Here is an 18,178-nt window from a genome sequence, read left to right on the forward strand (position 1 = left end):
GTGGAGCTGCGCCCGGCGGGCGAGGGCGCGCCCTGGCAGGCGGACCTCGCCGCGTTGCTGGCCGGGTCGCGGGATGTCTGGCAGGCCGGGCCGCTGGCCGCCCAGGCGCGCATCACCGCCTGGGTGCCGCCCTCGGCCTGCGGCGGCGCCACCTCGCTCCGCCTCGTCGTGGACCTTGCCGCCCGCGCGGATGGCAGCCTGTGGCTGGATGTCTGGCTGCGCAACGACGCCACGATGCGGCCAGGGGGCGGCGATGCCGCCTATGCGCTGCGGGTGCTGGTCGATGGGCGGGAGGCGCTGCGGGCGGAGGGGCTGCGGCACCGGCACTACACCGCCTGGGGCAGGCAGCTCCGCGTGCTGGCCGGCGCCCAGGCGCCCGCCCCGCCCTTCCCGCGCCAGGATGCCGGATACCTGGCGGAGACCGGCGCCATCGCCCGCTACGACCCCTCCCTCGGCGTGGCGGAGGCGACGCTGCAACGCTATGCCGGGCTGCTCGGCGCCCCGGACTGGGCGCCGCCCTTCAGCGCCCGCGGCATCACCCGGTACATGCCGATGACCGGAGACCGGGCGGATATCGGCCCCACCACGGAATACCAGGCGGCTTGGCTGGTCTCCGGCGACCGGCGGGCGGCGGCGGTGGCGATCGGCCAGGCCGAGGCCTCCGGCAGCATCCCCTGGAACCACTGGGACCCGGAGGGCGGGGCGGAGGGCAAGGGAGGCTGGCTGGACCAGCGGCGCTGGCCGCGGCTGTGGCTCGACGGGCGGGGCGGGCGGCCGCCGGGCGGGCTGCTGCAGCCGGTGCCCGCCGATACCGGCTGGACACCGGACCAGGCGCACCAGCCGGCGCTGGCCTTCGTCCCCTTCCTGCTCACCGGGCGGCGCAGCGCGCTGGATGCGCTGCAGGCCCAGGCGGCGTGGAACGTGCTGAGCGTGTGGCCCGCGATGCGGGCGGCGCCGGGCGACCCGGGCGATGGCGCCATCATCCTGCAGGGCCGCCAGGTGCGCGGCGCCGCCTGGGGGATGCGGGAGGTGGACCAGGCCGCCTGGATCAGCCCGGAAGGGGATCCTCACCAAGCCTACTTCCGCTGGGTGTCGGAGCGGAATTGGGCCTGGCTGAGGGCCCGGCTGCCGGCGCTGACGGCGGAGCAGGGCGCGACCCATGGCAGGCTGCCGGGCGCCTATGGCGCGGGGGGCAACATGGCGCCCTGGCAGCAGGACTACCTCGCCACCACCGCCGCCGCCGCGGCGCGGCGGGGCAATGCCGATGCCCGGGCCTTCCTGCACTGGGCGGAGAATTTCCTGGTCGGCCGGTTCTTCGCCGCGGGGGAGGGTTTCTCCCGGCATGACGGCGTGGCCTACAACATCGCCGACCAGAGCCTGGACCGCCCGCCCCGCCCCCTGCGGAGCTGGGCCGAGATGGGCGAGGCGATGCGGGCACGCAACCTCTCCAACGGCGAGGGCTGGAGCAAGAGCAACGGGTATTACGCCCGGCTCGCCCTGGCGACGCTGGCGCTGCTGGTGGAGACCCTCGGTTCCGCCCAGGCGGCAGAAGCCTATGCCTGGCTGAAGGAGGCGGGGGCGCCCTCCACCGGGCCGCAGGATTACGCCCGCTCGCCGACCCTCGCCATCGTCCCGCGCGGCCAGCCGCGCCTGCCGGAGGCGGTGCCGCGCTGCGGGGCATAGGACTCAGGCCAGGCAGGCTCGCCCGGCGGACGACGCGGCACGCCACGCGGCCGGAGCGGTTTCCCGCCGGCACGATCGGCACGGAACCGCCCGGGGCGCCTTCCTGCCGCCTCAGCTTGGCCGCAGCCCAGCGCGCTCCGCCGCGGCGCGGGTCCAGGTCAGCTCCCGCTCCAGGAAGGCGGCGAAGCCCGCCGGCGTCGCCTCCTCGGCGCTCGCCATCTCGCTGCCCATTTCCTCGAAGCGCTTGCGGGTCGGCGGGTCCGCCACCGCCGCGGCCAGGGCGGCGGCCAGCTTCGCCATGACCTCGGGCGGCGTGCCCACCGGCACCACCAGGCCGAGGAAGGCGGCGGCGCGGAAGCCGTGCACGCCCTGCTCCTCCATGGTCGGGATGTCCGGCGCCACCGGGAGGCGCGCGGCGGAACCGGCGCCGAGGATGCGGATCGCCCCCTCCCGGTGCAGGGGCAAGGCGGTGGAGATCTCCGTCATCCCCGACTGGATGTTGCCGGCGACCAGATCCGGCGCCATGGCGCCGCCGCTGCCATAGGGCACGTGCTGCAGCCCGGCTCCGGTCATGGCGTTGAAGGTCTCGATCGCCAGATGCGCGGTGCTGCCGGTGCCGGAGGAGCCGCAGGCGATCCGGCCCGGCTGCGCCTTGGCCAGCGCGATCAACTCCGCCAGGGTCTGCACCGGCACCGCCTTGTGCACCGCCAGCACGTTCGGCGTGCGCACGGCGAGGCCGAGCGGCGCGAAATCCCGCATCGGATCGTAGCCGAGATTGGCCTGGGTGACGGGGTTCACCGCCAGCGGGCCGTTGCTGCCAAGCAGCAGGGAATAGCCATCCGGCTTCGCCCGGGCGAAGGCGGTGGCGGCGACATTGCCGGCGGCGCCGGCGCGGTTCTCCACCACCACCGGCTGGCCCAGCACTTCGGAGATCTTCGGGGCAAGGACGCGCCCGACCGTATCGGCATTGCCGCCCGGGGCGAAGGGCACGACGAGGCGGACGGGGCGGTCCGGGAACCCCGCCGCGCGGGCCAGCGCGGGGAAGGCGAGCAGGGCCGGCAGGGCGCGGCGGGGCAGCTTCATGGCATTTCCTCCATCTCGTTGCAGGATGAGGCAGGCGCTGCCCGGCCTCAAGGCGCCGCCAGGAGATCGGCGTCCCGCCAATGGCCGAGGCGCCCTGGAAAGCGAAAGGCCGGGACGGGGGTGCCGGCCAGGCTTGCGTTCAGGGCCTCCCCCGCCGGGAGAAGGTAGCTCTCGATGCGGCGCGTCACTCCGGCTTTTCGGCCTTCGGCGCGCGCTTCTCCGCCCGCGCCGCGAAGGGGGCGACGAGGTCGGCGATATGGCCGATCTCGGCCGGCCGCAGCCCTTCCAGCGCCGCCGGCGCGCGGCCGCCACGGGCCAGGCGACGCGGCAGCACGGCGGCGGTGAAGCCGAGCTTCTGCGCCTCGCGCAGCCGCGCCTCCGCCTGGCTCACCTGGCGGATCTCGCCGGAGAGGCCGACCTCCCCGAAATAGACGGTGCCGGGGTCGGTCGGCCGGTCGGTCGCCGCCGAGACCAGCGCGGCGGCGACGGCAAGGTCGGCCGCCGGCTCGGCGATGCGCAAGCCCCCGGCGATGTTCAGATAGACGTCGTTCATGCCGAGCGTCATGCCGCAGCGCGCTTCCAGCACCGCCATCAGCATGGCGAGCCGGCCGCTGTCCCAGCCCACCACCTGCCGGCGCGGGGAGCCGCCGGCGGAGGGCGAGAGCAGCGCCTGCACCTCCACCAGCACCGGCCGCGTGCCCTCGATGCCGGCGAAGACGGCGCTGCCCGCGACATTGCCGCGGCGCTCCGCGAGGAACAGGGCGGAGGGGTTCGGCACCTCCACCAGCCCCTGCTCCGTCATCTCGAAGACGCCGATCTCGTCCGTCGCGCCGAAGCGGTTCTTCACCGCGCGCAGGATGCGGAATTGGTGGCCGCGATCGCCTTCGAAATACAGCGTGGCGTCCACCATGTGCTCCAGCACCCGGGGGCCGGCGAGCGTCCCCTCCTTCGTCACATGGCCGACCAGCACCAGGGCGAAGCCGCGCGACTTGGCCAGGCGGATCAGCTCGGCCGCACAGGCGCGCACCTGGGCGACGGTGCCGGGGGCGCTGTCCAGCGCATCCAACCACAGGGTCTGGATGGAATCGATGATGACGAGGGCGGCGTCGCGCTCCTGCTCCAGGCTCGCCACGATGTCGCGCAGCGCGGTCGCCGCAGCGAGGGCCAGCGGCGCGCCCTCCAGCCCCAGCCGGCGGGCGCGCAGCCGGACCTGATCCACGGCCTCCTCGCCCGAGATGTAGAGGGCGCGCAGCCCGGCGCCGGCGATGCGCGCCGCAGCCTGCAGCAGGATGGTGGATTTGCCGATGCCGGGATCGCCGCCGACCAGCACGGCGGAGGCGGGGACGATGCCGCCGCCCAGCACCCGGTCCAGCTCCGCGAGGCCGGTCGGGATGCGGGCGGGCGGCGGCGCCTCCCCTTGCAGCCCGACGAATTCCACGCGGCGGCCGCCGCCGGCACGGGCGGCGGGGCCGGGGCCGCGCGGGGCCTCGGCGGCCTCCTCGGAGAGGGTGTTCCACTCGCCGCAGGAATCGCAGCGGCCCTGCCATTTCGGGAAGACGGCGCCACAGGCTTGGCAGACGTAACGGGAGCGGTCCTTGGCCAAGCGGGAGTCCCCATAAACGAAAGGCGAACACGCCCGGTATAGCGCAACGCCCTCACCCTGTCCCCACCCCTTTGCCCCTCAGCGCTCCGGTCCCATCCGAACCGCCCGCTGCCCTGCCGCGGCTTCGCTGCGGCAGGCTGCGCGGGTCCTCCGGCCTCCAGCGCCTTCCGGGGCCCGCGACGGCGCGCAGCGACGTCGTGGGGGCTACAATCCGATGCCCGCCTGCAACGCCAGCCGCACGGTGGCGGAGAGGCTGCCGGTGCCGAGCTTCTCCATGACATTGGCCCGGTGCACTTCCACCGTGCGCGGGCTGATGCCGAGCTCATGCGCGATGATCTTGTTCAGCTTGCCGGCCACCAGCCCCTCCAGCACCTCCCTCTCCCGTGGGGAGAGCAGGCCGATCTGCCGCAGCGCCGCTGCCCGGGCGGCATCCGGGGCGGGGCGGGAGGCCAGCGCGGTGCCCACCGCGGCCAGGATCGCGGTGTCCTCATAGGGTTTCTCGATGAAGTCGGCGGCGCCCGCCTTCATCGCCCGCACCGCCAGCGGCACGTCGCCATGGCCGGTGACGATGATGGTCGGGAGGAACCGGCCGCGCTGGCGCAGTGCCTCCAGCAGGGCGATGCCGTCCAGGCCGCCCGGCATGCGGATATCGGCGATCAGGCAGCCCGCCTCGGCCGGCAAATCCTCCAGCAGCGCCTCCGCCGAGGGCCTGACCGCCGCGGCATAGCCGGCGGAGCGCAGCAGCAGCGCCAGGCTGTCGCGCACCGCGGCGTCGTCATCCACCACCAGCACCAGGGCGCCGCGCGACTCAGGGAACAGGGGCATCGGTCGGGGTCTCACGGGCTTCGGCCGCCGCCGGCAGGGCAAGGCCGACCGGCAGGGACAGGGTGAAGGTCATGCCGCCCTCCGGGTTGCGCGCCGCGGCGATCCGCCCGCCCTGGCCCTCCGCGAAGCGGCGGCAGATTGCGAGGCCGACGCCGAGCCCGTCCGGCTTGGTGCCAACGAAGGGCTCGAACAGCCGGGCCGCCACCTCGGAGGGCACGCCGGGGCCGGTATCGGCAACGCTGATCTCGACCCAGGCCTGGCCCTCGGCGGTGAGGCGGCGGGCGGCGATCGTCAGCTCCTGCCGGGCGCGGCCGCGCATCGCCTCCACCGCGTTGCGCACCAGGTTGACCAGGATCTGCTGCACCGAGAGGCGGTCCAGCAGCGCCTCCCCCAGGCCCGGCGGCAGCAGCAGCCGCACCTCCAGATCCGGGGGCCGCAACCCGGGAAGGGCAAGCCGCACCCCTTCCTCCACCACCGCGGCCACCGGCTCCAGCACCGGCACGGTGACGCGGCGGCCGAGGAATTCGCGCAGGCGCCGGACGATCTCGCCGGCCCGCAGCGATTGCTCGGCGGCGGCGGAGACCGCCTCGCGCAGCACCGGCAGCCGGTCCAGGCGCAGCGCGTCCTCCCGCTCCAGCAGGCGCCCGGCGGCGCGCAGGTAGTTGGTGGCGGCGGTCAGCGGCTGGTTCAGCTCATGCGCCAGGCCGCTCGCCATCACGCCGATGGTGGCGCGGCGGCCGAGATGTTGCATCTCCACCTCGACGCCGCGCAGCTCCGCCTCCTGCCGTCGCTGCTTCGTCACGTCCTGCATGACGGTGACGATGCCGGTCACCGGCCCGCCCTCGCGCCCGTGCAGCGGGGTCTTGGTGATGCGGAAGAGCCGGCCGTCCAGCGCCGGGATGACGTGTTCCTCCATCAGCCTGCTGCCGCTGCGCAGCACCGCCGCGTCCTGCGCCGCGTCCAGCGCCGCCCAGGAAGGGGGCTGCCAGGGCGCGCCCTCGCCCGGCATCGTCTCCGCGGCGCGGCCATGCAGCCGCCTGGCCGCGGCATTCATCAGCTCGACCCGCCCGTCCAGCCCCTTCACCACCACCGGGTTGGGCGTGCTGTCGAGGACGGTCCGCAGCAGCCCGCGCTCCCGCTGCGCCGCCGCGGCCTCCTGCCGCAGGGCGGCGGTGGCGGCGCGCAGACCCTCCGCCAGGGCGGCGAATTCGGCGATGCCGCAGGGCGGCGGCAAGGCGGTGGGCGGGCCCTCGGCCGCCGCCCGCGCCCAGGCGGCGAGGCGTGCCATCTCCCGCAGCCAGTGCCGGCCGAGCAGCAGCGCGGCCAGGGCGCCGAGGCCGAGCAGGGCCAGGGCAAGACCGGGCAGGCGCTGCGGCGGCCACCAGCCGGGCGCCGGCGCGCCCAGGGCCAGCCGCCAGCCCGGCGCCTCCGCCAGCCGGACCAGGGCAACGGCCTGGGACCTGCCCTCCGGCTCCGGGCCGCGCCACACCGCCTCCTCCCCCGCCGGCCAGATCGGCGCGGGGCGGCGGAGGCGATGGGACGGGTCCCGGGTGGTGGCGACGACCAGGCCCTGCGGGTCGATCAGCTCCGCCCAGGTGGCCTGCGGCGGCAGCCGCCCTGCGAGCAGCCGGCCAAGCTGCCCGGGGTCCAGCGCCAGGTGGAGCGAGGCGCGGCCGCCGTCGCCCAGCCGCACCGGCAGCTGGAGGGCGAGGCGGTGGGCCGGCTCCGCCCCCGTGGCGGCGGCGTCGCGCGTCTCGCCGGTGGCGGCGAGGCCGATGGAAAGGCCCAGCTCCGCCGGCGCGCGCAGATCCTCGGCGAGGGCGACGCGGCCGGGCCCGGCAGGAAGGTCGGCGGCGAGGAAGCGGGCGAGGGCGAAGCGGGTGCCATTGGCGATCCCCCCCTCCACCGCCCAGGCCAGGCCGCGTGCCGCCGCGAGCAGGCCCTGGTCGAAGCTCTCCTGCCGCGCCGTCCAGCCGCTGCGGAGCCAGAGGCCGCAGGCGGCGAGGCCAGGCAGCAGGGCGGCCAGCGCCATGCCGAGGATATGCAGGCGGAAGGGCAGGCCGCGCCGCCGCGCCGCCCCTTCCACCGATGTCGCATCGGCAACGCTCATGGCCGGACGATTGTCGCCGAACATGCGTTCGGAAAGCTCCAATGACCGGCAGGGAGCATAATTCCGGCGCGGCGCTGGCGCTTCTACGCAATTCACCTGAATAGTGCAGACCCGCAATATCGCCGAGACTTTACCTTGGCTTCGGTCAGTCCGGCGCCACAGGTCGCGATCCCGTAGGCCGGGACGGTGCAGGCCAGGACGGTGCCGGACATGACGGCGCGGGCCGGGATGGTAGGCGAAGCCTTCACGCGCTGGGCCAAGGCGGGGAAGCCGGGCGCCGGGGCCAAGGGGTGCCGGCACGCGGTGCCGCCGCCGAGAAAAGAGTGGGAGCGCAAATGGGTCACTGGCAGACGCAGAAACCGCAAGGCACGGAATCGGCGACGCCGCGCGGCACCGTGCTCGGCGTCCTCCATATCCTGGACCAGTCGGCGGCCGAGCTGGAACGCATCGGCCTTGCCATGTCGGCCGAGCGGATGCGAACGCTGCGTGCCCTGGTGGTGGCCGAATTCCGCTGGGAGGAATGCAACCGGGCGCCCTTCCTCGGCCGCGCCGGCAACGACGCCTGACCGCGCCGGGCCTGGGCGCCGCCGCGGGCCGGGCCAAGTGAGCCGAGGCCGGGTGGAACCGGGCCGGGCACGGGAAGCCAGGGCTGCCGCGGCCAGCGGCACGCGGCGGCAGGCATGGCCAAGCGCCGCGGCCGGGCGACGGGCGCAGGCCTCTGGAGCCGCGCCCTGGCGGCGAGGCAGGGTGAACCGGCCCGCCCGCCGCATCCCTGACCCCGTCCCCTGGCCCCCGCCGGCCCGCCGCCGTCAGGCCGCCATCTGCTGCTCCAGCGTCGGGGCCACATCCGTCAGGGTGACGCGGCGCATGTCACGCGGATAGGTGTGGTCCTCATAGGGCCGGGCGCGGTGCATGGTGCTGCGGTTGTCCCACATCACGATGTCCCATTGCCGCCAGCGATGGGTGTAGACGAAGTGCCGCTGGGTCGCGAACTCCTCCAGCTGGCGGATCAGTGCCAGCGCCTCCGGCACCGGCCAACCATGGATGCGGCCGATATGCGAGGAGAGGTAGAGCGAGTGGCGCTGGGAACGCGGGTGCCAGCGCACCAGGCGTTGCGGCACCGGGGCGAAGTCGCGCAGCTCCTGCTCCGTATAATCGGTGAAGCCGAGCTTGCCGCGGGAGAAGATCAGGCTGTGGTCGGTGACCAGGTCCCGCAGCTTGTCCTGCATCTTCGCCGGCAGCGCGTCCCAGGCGGCGCGCATATCGGCATATTCGGTCTCGCCGCCCTCGGGCGGGATGACGCGGGCATGCAGCATGGAATACTTGGCCGGCGTCGCCTTGAAGCTGCTGTCCGAATGCCAGAGCTGGTTGCCGAGGTTGAACATCCGCCGCCGGTCATCGGCGGCCAGCAGCTTGCCGTCCAGGTCGATGTTGGAGATGTCCGCCATCTGCCGGTGCTTGAGGCGCTGCTTGTGGACATCGACGACGCCGCGGGTCTGCTCCAGCGGGCCGAGCGCCTCGCCGAAGGCCATCTGCTGGTCGTCCTCGATCTGCTGGTCGCGGAAGACGAGGACGGCGTAGCGGTCCATCGCCTTGTGGATCTCCTCGCAGAGCTCCGGCCCCGGCGTGGTGCGCAGGTCGATGCCCCGGACTTCGGCAACGAAAAGCGGGTGCAGCGGCGTCAGGTGCAGCGTCATGTCCGTTCCTCCATGTGGGAGTGTAGGACCGGGGGCCGGGCGGGGGTCAAGCGCGGGGGCGCCCGCCCCGGCCCCGCCGCCCGTCAGCCCTTGCGGAGGTTGGTGAAGACCGGGGCGCCGTCCAGCATGCCGGTCAGGCTGCGGCGATAGGCGACCGGCTGGATGAACTGGCCGAGTGGCACATAGGGCACATCCTGCCAGAGCTGGAGCTGCAGCTGCTCCGCCACCGCCTTTTGCGCCGCGGCATCGGGCGCGGCAAAGAAGGCGGCGCGCAGCGCCTCCAGCCGCGGGCTGGTCAGCCAGCCGGGGGAGCCGCCGGCCACCCCGCCGCCGCGCAGCATGCCATGAGTCGCCGGGCTCATCATGTCGAGCCCGCCGACATAGGTGCAGTAGCAGCTCCAGCCGCCGCGCTCGACCGGCTCCCGGCTCACCACGCGGGCGTTCAGCGTGCCCCAGTCGGTGGAGACGTAGTCCACATTGAAGCCGAGCCGCGCCAGCACCTCCCGCGTCACCTCGCAGACTGCGGTGATGCGCGGCACCTCGGCGGCGGCGAGCATGACCACCCGCTGCCCCTTGTAGCCGGCATCGAGCACCGCCTGCTTGAGCCTGGCGAGATCCGGCTTCGGCCGTGCCATGCCCGCCTCGCTCGCAAAGGGGGAGCCGGGGGTATAGGCGCCGACATGCGTGCCCATATTCGCCCGCTCGCCGCCCACCACCGCGGTCATGCAATCCTGCTGGTCGATCGCCGCCAGCAGGACGCGGCGCAGCGCAACATTGTCGAAGGGCGGGTGCAGGGTGTTGAAGCGGAATTGGCCGATATAGCCGGTGCGGTCCTTCACCTCGACGACGATGTCGCGGTTGCGCCGCAGCAGCGGCACCAAGTCCATCAGCGGCTGCTCCACCCAATCCACCTCGCCGGCCTGCAGCGCGGCGGCGGCGGCGGCCGGGTCCGGCATGACGTTGAAGACCAGCCGGTCCAGATAGGCGATGCGCGGCCCCGCGGTGAAGCTCGGCTCGCCATCCTCGCGCGGCTGGTAGCCGGCGAATTTCTCGTACACCACGCGGGCGCCCGGCACGCGCTCGGACTCCAGGTAGCGGACGGGGCCGCTGCCGATCGTCTCCGGCATGCGGGTATAGGCATCCACCTTCGCCAGCCGCTCCGGCACCATCACCGGCACCAGGGAGCTGGCGCGGCCGAGCGCATCCGGCAGCATGGGAAAGGGCTGCTTCAGGCGGAAGCGGATGGTGCGGTCGTCCGGCGTCGCAAGCTCCTCCGTCACCGCGAGGAGCGCCTGGCCGAAGGCGTCCCGCCTGCCCCAGCGGCGGATGGAGGCGACGCAGTCCCGCGCCAGCACGCGCTCCCCGTCATGGAAGCGGAGGCCGTCCCGCAGCGTCAGCGTCCACCGCCTGCCGTCATCCTCCACCACATGGCCGGCCACCATCTGCGGCCGGGCGACGAGGCCGGCATCGGTGCCGTAGAGCGTGTCGTACACCGCCAGCGCGGAGGTGCGGGTGGCGTAGGTGCTGCTCCAGATCGGGTCGGTGACCGCGACATCGGCATAGGGGACGAAATTGAGCACCCTGGCGCCCTCGGCGATGGCGAGGCGCGGAGCGACGAGGGCGAGGGCGGCGGTCTGCAGCACATGGCGTCGGCGCATCGGCAATGCTCCCGGCAGGCAGGGGGGGGTGATCCTGGCGGCCCCGGGTCCGGCATGGCCCGGGGTGATTGACCGTGGTGAGAGGCGCGTCAAAACTTAAGCAAATGCGGTGCCAAAACTTGGCGACCGGTGAAATCCAGGCGCCCAGGCCGCCTCGGGCCCTGGCTCGGCAGGCCAGCCTCCTCGCTCCGGACCCAAGGCTGCCCAAAGGCCTTTCGGCCTTTGGCGCGGGGTTCGAGGAGGGCGGGGCCCTCCTCGGCGCGTCAGGCCCGGTAGTACCGCCGCGCCCGCCGCTCCGCCTCCCTGGCTGCCGCTTCCGGCGTGGCCTGGCCGGAGGCGACGGAGGAGCACATCTGCACCAGCACGTAATCCGCCGCGACGGCGCCGGAGGCCTGGGTGATCGGGCCCTTGTAGCCGCTCCAGAACCGGTTGTTCATCGCGTCCCGGAACAGCACCAGCTTGGGATCGGAGCGCCAGACCTCGCTCTGCCGGTAGGCCTCCAGCGGCTGCGACCAGTAGCCCAGGCTGCCGGTCAGCCAGGGGTCGTACTGCTCCGCCTCCAACATGAAGCGGATGAACTCCTTCGCCGCGTTGGGGTAGCGGACATGGCGGAAGACCATGGCGTTCAGCACCGTCGCCGATTGCGGCGGCCCCTCCGCCACGCCGCGCGGCAGCGGCGCGTGTTCCGTGTCGTCGGCGATGGGCTTGGTGCGCGGGTCGTTCTTCAGCGCGTAGTAGAGCGAGACACCGTTCGAGGTGAGATGCACCTCCTGCGAGGCATAGGCGCGGTTGTTGGAGGGATCGAGCCAGGAGAGCGTGCCTGGGGCGAAGGTCGGGTACAGTTCCCGCAGATAGTTCAGCGCGGCCAAGGTCTCACGGCTGTTGATCGAGATCTTCCCCGCCTCGTCGGTCAGCGCCGCGCCATGCGACCAGAGCAGCCAATTGGCGAAGCCGTTGCCGTCGCCCACGGCATTGCCCAGCGCGAAGCCGGCCGGCTTGCCGATGCGATGCAGCGCCTGGCAGAGGCGGAGGAAGCCGGCATGGTCCTCCGGCACCTTGTCGAACCCCGCCTCCCGCACCGCGGAGGCACGATAGACGATGGGCCCGGTGCCGCCGCCGAAGGGAATGCCCAGCCAGCGCGGGCTGTTGTGCTGCATGCCGTACTTACGGGAGAGGAAGGACCAGCCGCCATAGCGGTCGCCGAGATAGGTGGCGAGTTCCGTCAGGTCATGGAGCTTGTCCACGTAGAGATGCGGGTCGTCGGCCCAGCCGATGACGACATCCGGCCCGCTGCCGGTATTGGCGATGACGGCGGTCTGCGGCCGGATATCCTCCCAGCCGACGAAATCGACGCGCACCGGCACGCCATGGGCCTCGCTGAAGCGGGCACAATTCTCACGGAAGATGACCTCGTCGGCATCGACGAAGCGGGCGGGGCGGATGACGCGGAGCGCGGCGCCCTGCTCGATGGGCTGGCGCGGTGGCGGGATGTCGGCGCGGGGGATGGCGCTGCCATCGGGGCGGGGCTGGGCGTGGGCGGCGGCGGCAAGGCTGGCGGCACCGAGGGCGAGCGTGGCCCGGCGGGTGATTTGTTGCATCTTTGTTCCTCCCTGGCGGTGGCGTGGCCAGGGCAGCGCCCGGGAGCGCGCCCCGGCATCGGGGAGGATGCGCGCGGGGCGGGGCGGAAAGCGAGGAAAACCGTATACCAATACGGCCGACAGGCCTTGATTTGAGTGGCCTGCTTGTCCGCCCTGTTCGCTGGAGATCCAGCGAAGGGAGCGGCAGGGCGCTACCGCCGCAGCTCCATCTGGATCGGCCCCTCCCGCCGCCCATTGGCGAATTGGTCCACCATCGCATTGCCGGAATGGCCGAGGCCCCGCGCCTCCCCGGTCCAGACGATGCGGCCTTTGTGGATCATCGCCGCGCTGTCGCCGATGCGCCGCGCACTCGCCATGTCATGGGTGATGGAGATCGCCGTCGCGCCCAGCCGCTTCACGCAATCGACGATCAGCCCGTCGATGACGGCACCCATGATGGGGTCGAGCCCCGTGGTGGGCTCGTCGAAGAAGATGATGTCCGGCTGCGCCGCAATCGCCCGCGCCAGTGCCACGCGCTTCTGCATGCCGCCCGAGAGCTCCGCCGGCCAGAGATCGCCGACCGAGGCCGCGAGCCCCACCTGCGCCAGCACCTCCGCCGCCTTGTCCCGCGCCGTGGCGCGGCTCAGCCGCTTCTGCGCCAGCAGCTTGAAGCAGACATTCTCCCAGACCGGCAGGCTGTCGAACAGCGCGCCGTTCTGGAACAGCATGCCGATGCGGTCGGCCATCGCCTCCCGGTCGTGCCGCTTCATCTTCAGCACGTCCTGGCCGTCGATCTCGATGCTGCCGGCATCGGGCTGGATGAGGCCGAGGATGCATTTGATGGTGACGGATTTGCCGGAGCCGGAGCCGCCGAGGATGACGAGGGAATGGCCCCGCGCCACCTCCAGATCCACGCCGTCCAGCACCTGCTTCGGCCCGAAGGCCTTGCACAGCCCGCGCACGCGGATCTTCGGCGTCGCCGCCGCAATTGCCTGCGCCTGCCCGGGCGCTGCCATCGCCTCGGTCATTGCGCGAAGAAGATCTCGGTGAGGATGTAGTCGAGGGCGAGGATGAGGATGGAGGAGGCCACCACCGCCGAGGTCGTCGCCCCGCCCACGCCCTGCGCGCCGCCCTTGCTGCGGTAGCCGCACCAGGTGCCCATCAGCGCGATGACGAAGCCGAACGCCGCCGCCTTCACCAGGCCGGAGATCACGTCCTGCGCCTGCAGGTAGTCGAAGGTGGATTTCAGATAGGCGTCCGAGACGAAGCCGAGCTTGAGGGTGCCGATCAGCCAGCCGCCCATCACGCCGAGCACATCGGCCACCAGCACCAGCAGCGGCAGGGCGATGATCGCGGCGAGCAGTCTTGGTGCCACCAGGTACTTCATCGGGTTGGTGGAGAGCGTGGTCAGCGCGTCGATCTGGTCCGTCACCCGCATGGTGCCGATCTCGGCGGCGAAACTGGCGCCGATGCGCCCCGCCACCATCAGCGCCGCCAGCACCGGGCCGAGCTCCCGCGTCAGGGAGATGACGACGACGCTGGCGATGGCGGATTGCGCGTTGAAGCGGGCGAAGCCGGTGAAGCTCTGCAGCGCCAGCACCATGCCGGTGAAGATCGCGGTCAGCGCGACGACGGGCAGCGAGAACCAGGCGATCTCGATGAAGGCGCGCCAGAACAGACGGAGGTGGAAGGGCGGCCGCAGCACATGGCTCAGCCCTTCCAGCGCGAAGAGCGCGGCATCCCCCGCCACCCGGCAGGCACCGAGCGTGGCGCGGCCGATGGCCGCCAGGGGATCGAGCAGAAGGGCGGCCATCAGGCGCCCAGATAGTCGCGCCGGTAGCGGGCGCCAAGGGAGGTGAGGATCTCGTAGCCGATCGTCCCGGCACGCTCCGCCACCTCGTCCGGCGTGTTGCCAGGGCCGATGAGCTGAATCATCTCGCCAGGGTGACAAGCAGGCGCATCGGTGACGTCGAAGGTGATGAGATCCATGGACACCCGGCCGATCAGGGGCGCGGGCCGTCCGGCGAGGATGCCGACCGCCCGCCCTGAAAGGGCGCGAAGGTATCCATCCGCATAGCCCGCGGCAACCGTGGCGATCCGGCTGGGCCGCGTGGCCCGCCAGGTGGCGCCGTAGCCCACCGTCTCGCCCGCCGGAATGTCCCGCACCTGCAGGATCGGCGCCGCGAGCGTCACCGCCTGGCGCATCGGGTTCGGCGCGCCGGGGGTGGGGTTGACGCCGTACAGCGCACAACCGGGGCGGGAGAGGTCCGAGGCGAAATCGGGGCCGAGGAAGCAACCCGAGGAGTTGGCGAAGCTGAAGGGCGCCGCCGGCAGCCGGGCGCGGGCGGCGGCGAAACGTGCGGCCTGGGCGGCGTTCAGCGGGTGCGCCGGCGTATCGGCGACGGCGAGATGCGTCATCACGTAGCGCAACTCGAGCGGGCCGAGCCGCCCCGGCTCCGCCGCCAGCAGCTCAAGCTCCCGCGCATCGAGGCCGAGGCGGGACATGCCGGTATCGACATGCAGGATGACGGGGCGGCGCCGGCCGGCCGCGGCATGGGCGGCGAGGTCCGGCAACCCGTTCAGCACCGGCACCAGGGCGGCATCCTCATCCGCGCCGGGGGCGAAGCCGTTCAGCACGGCGATCATCGGCCCGGGGCCGAGCACGGCGCGCAGCGCCATGCCCTCCGCCAGATGAGCAACGAAGAAATGCCGGCAGCCGGCAGCCAGCAGCGCCCGCCCGACCGGGGCGGCGCCGAGGCCGTAGCCATCCGCCTTCACCACGCCGGCAACGAGGCCCGGCGCCATGCGGTCCCGCAGCATCGCCCAATTCGCCGCAATGGCGCCGAGATCGATGGTCAGCACCGCCTGCATCGCCACCCCCGCCCGTGAGGGGAAGGGCATGGCGTGAATGGACGCGGGTCGCAAGCCCTGGAGGGGGACTCCGCCCTCCTTACCCCCGCCGGGGCCAGGTCCTGGCCCCGGTCCGAGTTTGCTGGTTCAGCCCTTACGCCTGAGCCATAGCCACGGGCGGCCTGACCCAGGCTGCCTGGTGCCCTGCCGCGGCTTCGCCGCGGCAGGCTGTGCGACACATCGGAAGGAAAGCCCCTACCGGGGCCCCCATGGTGGCGCGCAGCGACACCATGGGGAAATCAAGCGGGCATCGGCACCCGCTGCGCCAGCGGGTCCAGCAGCGCCTCGATGGCGACGGTATCCGCCCATTCCAGCCGCACCGTCACCACCGTGACGCGGCTGCGGAAGGCCGGCGGGATGCGGACGAAATCCTTGCGCGTCGTCACCGGCATGGCGCGCAGCCCCTCGGCCTCGGCCAGCAGGTCGCGCATGTCGCCCTCGTCATAAGGGTAGTGGTCGGCGAAGGCCATGCGGCCGGCCAGCACCGCCCCCGCCTCCTGCAAGGTGGCGAAGAATTTCCGTGGGTTGGCGATGCCGCAGAAGGCATAGACCGGCTGGCCCGCCAGCAGCTCCGCCTCCGGCCCCGGCCGCAGCCGGGCCCGCAGCACCGGCATCCGCGGCGGCAGCAGGGCGGCGGCGCCCGCCTCGTCCTCACCGATGATCACCGCGGCGCGCGCCCGGGCGGCGGCGGCGGCCACCGGCTCCCGCAACGGTCCCGCGGGGATGATGCGGTTGTTGCCGAAGCCGAAGCTGCCATCCACCACCAGCAGGGAGAGGTCCTTCTCCAGCGTCGGGTTCTGCAGCCCGTCATCCATGACGATGGCCTGGGCACCGCCCTCGACCGCCGCCTTCGCGCCGGCGGCGCGGTCGGCGGAGATCCAGGTGGGGCGCTCGGCGGCCAGCAGCAGCGCCTCATCGCCCACCGCCTTGCTGTCATGCACCGCGGGGTCCACCCGCACCGGCCCCTTCAGCCGCCCGCCATAGCCGCGCAGCAGGAAATGCACGGCCACGCCGCGCTTCGCCAGCCTCTGGCCAAGATCCAGCGCGACGGTGGTCTTGCCGGCGCCGCCCGCCGTGGCATTGCCGCAGCAGATCACCGGCACCGGCGCCTGCCAGCCGGGCCGCGCCATCCGGCGGGCGGTGGCGCAGCCATAGAGGGCGGCGATGGGCGAAAGCAGCAGGGGCAGCAGCCCCCTGCCATCCCCGCCCCAGAAATCGGGCGCACGCATCGTCTCTCGACCGGTCCTCGCAACTCGGGTTCCGCCGGCCCTCCCCGGGACGGGGCAAGCCGGCATGGACGCCACCCATCCAGGCCCCCTGCCCCGGCCACCGATCGGCGGGGCAGACAGCGGCAGACCATCTTTCAGCAGGGCCAGCGGCCCGGGCCGAAGTCTGCCGGACTTCGGGACCACGCCGCCAGCCTCGGGCGCCCCGGCCCGGCGCCGGCGGCCCAGGACGGCCCGGCGGGGCAGGTTATGCCCGGGCCGGCCCGCCTCCATCCATTCCCCTGGCCGGCCCCTCGGCCAGCCCATTGGCCCACCCCCTGGCAGGGGGCGTCGCCCGACCCCGCGCCAGCAGGGCCAGCAGCCGGTCCGCCACATGCTCCGGCAACCCGGCCCCGGCGGCGGCAATGCGCGCAGCCGAATCCGCCATACGCCGGCCCAGCACCCCATCCGTTAGCACGCCCATGACCGCAGCCGCCAGCGTCGCCTCCGTCACGACCCTGGCGGCGCCCATCTCCAGCAGCGCCCGCACCGGTTCCGCGAAATTCCAGTGATGCGGTCCAACCAGGATGGGGCAGCCCAGCCGCGCCGGCTCCAGCGGATTCTGCCCGCCATGCGGGATGAGGGAGCCGCCGACCAGGCAGACCCCGGCCAGGCGGTAGAACAGACCCAGCTCGCCCAGCGTATCGGCGATGTGCACCGCCTCCTCGGGCGCCGGCAGGGCGCCGGTGGCGCGGCGGGAGAGCGGCAGCCCGCCGGCCATGGCGGCGATCGCCGCGCCGCGCTCCGGATGGCGGGGGACGATGATGGTGAGCAGCCCCGGCAGCTCCGGCGCCAGCGCCCGATGGGCGCCGAGCACCACCGCCTCCTCCCCCGGATGGGTGCTGGCGGCGAGGAAGACCGGCCGGCCGCCGATCGCCGCCCGCAGCGCGCCCAGGGCCTCGGGCACCGCCGGCAGGGGCGGGGCGGCGTATTTCAGATTGCCCGGGGTTTCCACCCGCGGCGCGCCCAGCGCCCGCAGCCGCGCCGCATCCGTCGCGGATTGCGCCAGCACCAGGCGGAAGCCGCCCAGCATCTCCCGCGCCAGGCCGGGCGCCCAGGCCCAGCCTCGGGCGGCGCGGGCGGAGAGCCGGGCATTCACCAGCGCCACCGGCACCTGCCGGGCGCGCAGCGCGGCCAGCAGGTTGGGCCAGAGCTCGGATTCCACCAGCGCCACCGCATCCGGCCGCCAGGCATCGAGGAAGCGCGCCACCCAGGCGGGTACATCCAGCGGCAGGAAGCGGTGCATCACCCGCGGGGCCAGCTCCGGCGGCAGGCGCTGGGCCAGCAGCTTGGCCCCGGTAACGGTGACGGTGGTGACCAGCAGGGTGAGGTCAGGGGCGCGCGCCGCCAGCGCCTCCAGCAGCGGCAGGATGGACATGGTCTCGCCGACGCTGGCCGCATGCAGCCAGAGCAGGCGGCCGGGCGGCCGCGCCGCCCCCTCCCCCCGCCGCTCGGCCAGCCGGGCCGCGATCTCCTTCCCCCGCCGCGCCCGGAGGCGGAGCCAGGGGCGGAGCAGCGGGGCGAGCCGCGCGGCGGCATGGTGCCAGAGGGTGCCGGAGAGGCTCATCGCAGCACCGCGGCATCGGCGGCGTCGCAGGCCGCGCTCAGCGCCGCAGCGATGGCCGGCAGCGCCGCCTCCGGCGCCGCCCGCGCCACCGCCACGGGCGGGCCGAAGGCGATGACGCCGCGGGCGAAGGGCAGCGGCACCACCATGCGGTCCCAGCTCCGCAGGGTGAGGCCCCGGCTGGTGCGGGCGGCGCAGGGCAG

General features: G+C 73.5%; 14 protein-coding genes and 1 pseudogene. 2 read left to right on the forward strand and 13 right to left on the reverse strand.

What is annotated here, in order from left to right; all coding sequences use genetic code 11:
- On the forward strand, positions 1 to 1,683 hold a 1,683-nt coding region (locus NJ376_RS24655; protein ID WP_252955940.1), incomplete at its 5' end, for a hypothetical protein.
- Positions 1,684 to 1,794: 111 nt separating this feature from the next.
- Here NJ376_RS24655 and NJ376_RS24660 read toward each other — a convergent pair.
- The 4 genes from NJ376_RS24660 to NJ376_RS24675 form a co-directional block, all read right to left on the reverse strand.
- The gene (locus NJ376_RS24660) at positions 1,795 to 2,766 is read right to left on the reverse strand and encodes a Bug family tripartite tricarboxylate transporter substrate binding protein (protein ID WP_252955941.1); all 972 of its coding nucleotides are present in this window, start codon (positions 2,764 to 2,766) and stop codon (positions 1,795 to 1,797) included.
- A 184-nt stretch (positions 2,767 to 2,950) separates the two neighbouring features.
- Positions 2,951 to 4,369 carry a DNA repair protein RadA gene (gene radA / locus NJ376_RS24665; protein ID WP_252955942.1) on the reverse strand — a complete coding sequence of 473 codons (1,419 nt, stop codon included), beginning with the start codon at positions 4,367 to 4,369 and terminating at the stop codon, positions 2,951 to 2,953.
- A gap of 204 nt (positions 4,370 to 4,573) precedes the next feature.
- Positions 4,574 to 5,194, reverse strand: coding sequence for a response regulator transcription factor (locus NJ376_RS29055; RefSeq protein ID WP_252955943.1), 621 nt, complete (start codon positions 5,192 to 5,194; stop codon positions 4,574 to 4,576).
- Positions 5,178 to 7,304 (reverse strand): two-component system sensor histidine kinase NtrB, encoded by a 2,127-nt coding sequence (locus NJ376_RS24675; RefSeq protein WP_252955944.1) that lies wholly within the window; start codon positions 7,302 to 7,304, stop codon positions 5,178 to 5,180. The genes NJ376_RS29055 and NJ376_RS24675 overlap by 17 nt, the downstream gene beginning before the upstream one ends.
- A gap of 335 nt (positions 7,305 to 7,639) precedes the next feature.
- Here NJ376_RS24675 and NJ376_RS24680 point away from each other — a divergent pair, with 335 nt between their 5' ends.
- The gene (locus NJ376_RS24680; RefSeq protein ID WP_252955945.1) at positions 7,640 to 7,870 is read left to right on the forward strand and encodes a hypothetical protein; all 231 of its coding nucleotides are present in this window, start codon (positions 7,640 to 7,642) and stop codon (positions 7,868 to 7,870) included.
- A 243-nt stretch (positions 7,871 to 8,113) separates the two neighbouring features.
- Here NJ376_RS24680 and NJ376_RS24685 read toward each other — a convergent pair whose 3' ends face one another.
- From NJ376_RS24685 to NJ376_RS24725, 9 genes and pseudogenes are all read right to left on the reverse strand, one after another.
- A complete protein-coding gene (locus NJ376_RS24685; RefSeq protein ID WP_252955946.1) occupies positions 8,114 to 9,001 on the reverse strand; it encodes a TauD/TfdA dioxygenase family protein in 888 nt (295 codons plus the stop codon).
- An 83-nt stretch (positions 9,002 to 9,084) separates the two neighbouring features.
- Positions 9,085 to 10,659 carry an ABC transporter substrate-binding protein gene (locus NJ376_RS24690; RefSeq protein WP_252955947.1) on the reverse strand — a complete coding sequence of 525 codons (1,575 nt, stop codon included), beginning with the start codon at positions 10,657 to 10,659 and terminating at the stop codon, positions 9,085 to 9,087.
- A gap of 263 nt (positions 10,660 to 10,922) precedes the next feature.
- Entirely contained in the window at positions 10,923 to 12,257 is a 1,335-nt protein-coding gene (locus NJ376_RS24695; protein ID WP_252955948.1) for an ABC transporter substrate-binding protein, read from the reverse strand.
- A gap of 191 nt (positions 12,258 to 12,448) precedes the next feature.
- Positions 12,449 to 13,264 carry an ABC transporter ATP-binding protein gene (locus NJ376_RS24700; RefSeq protein ID WP_252955949.1) on the reverse strand — a complete coding sequence of 272 codons (816 nt, stop codon included), beginning with the start codon at positions 13,262 to 13,264 and terminating at the stop codon, positions 12,449 to 12,451.
- Complete coding sequence (locus NJ376_RS24705; RefSeq protein WP_252955950.1) at positions 13,261 to 14,049, reverse strand: MlaE family ABC transporter permease; 789 nt, start codon at positions 14,047 to 14,049, stop codon at positions 13,261 to 13,263. Before NJ376_RS24705 ends, NJ376_RS24700 begins: the two co-directional genes overlap by 4 nt.
- Positions 14,049 to 15,137, reverse strand: coding sequence for an alanine racemase (gene alr, locus NJ376_RS24710; protein ID WP_252955951.1), 1,089 nt, complete (start codon positions 15,135 to 15,137; stop codon positions 14,049 to 14,051). Before alr ends, NJ376_RS24705 begins: the two co-directional genes overlap by 1 nt.
- 248 nt (positions 15,138 to 15,385) lie before the next feature.
- Positions 15,386 to 16,375, reverse strand: coding sequence for a tetraacyldisaccharide 4'-kinase (gene lpxK / locus NJ376_RS24715; protein ID WP_252955952.1), 990 nt, complete (start codon positions 16,373 to 16,375; stop codon positions 15,386 to 15,388).
- Between the two features lie 244 nt (positions 16,376 to 16,619).
- Entirely contained in the window at positions 16,620 to 17,978 is a 1,359-nt protein-coding gene (locus NJ376_RS24720; RefSeq protein ID WP_252955953.1) for a 3-deoxy-D-manno-octulosonic acid transferase, read from the reverse strand.
- A pseudogene (locus tag NJ376_RS24725) lies at positions 17,975 to 18,178 on the reverse strand (lysophospholipid acyltransferase family protein); the annotation flags it as partial. The gene NJ376_RS24720 and the pseudogene NJ376_RS24725, both read right to left, overlap by 4 nt.

The sequence above is a fragment of the Siccirubricoccus soli genome (genome assembly GCF_024178315.1).
GTDB classification, from domain to species: Bacteria; Pseudomonadota; Alphaproteobacteria; order Acetobacterales; family Acetobacteraceae; genus Siccirubricoccus; species Siccirubricoccus soli.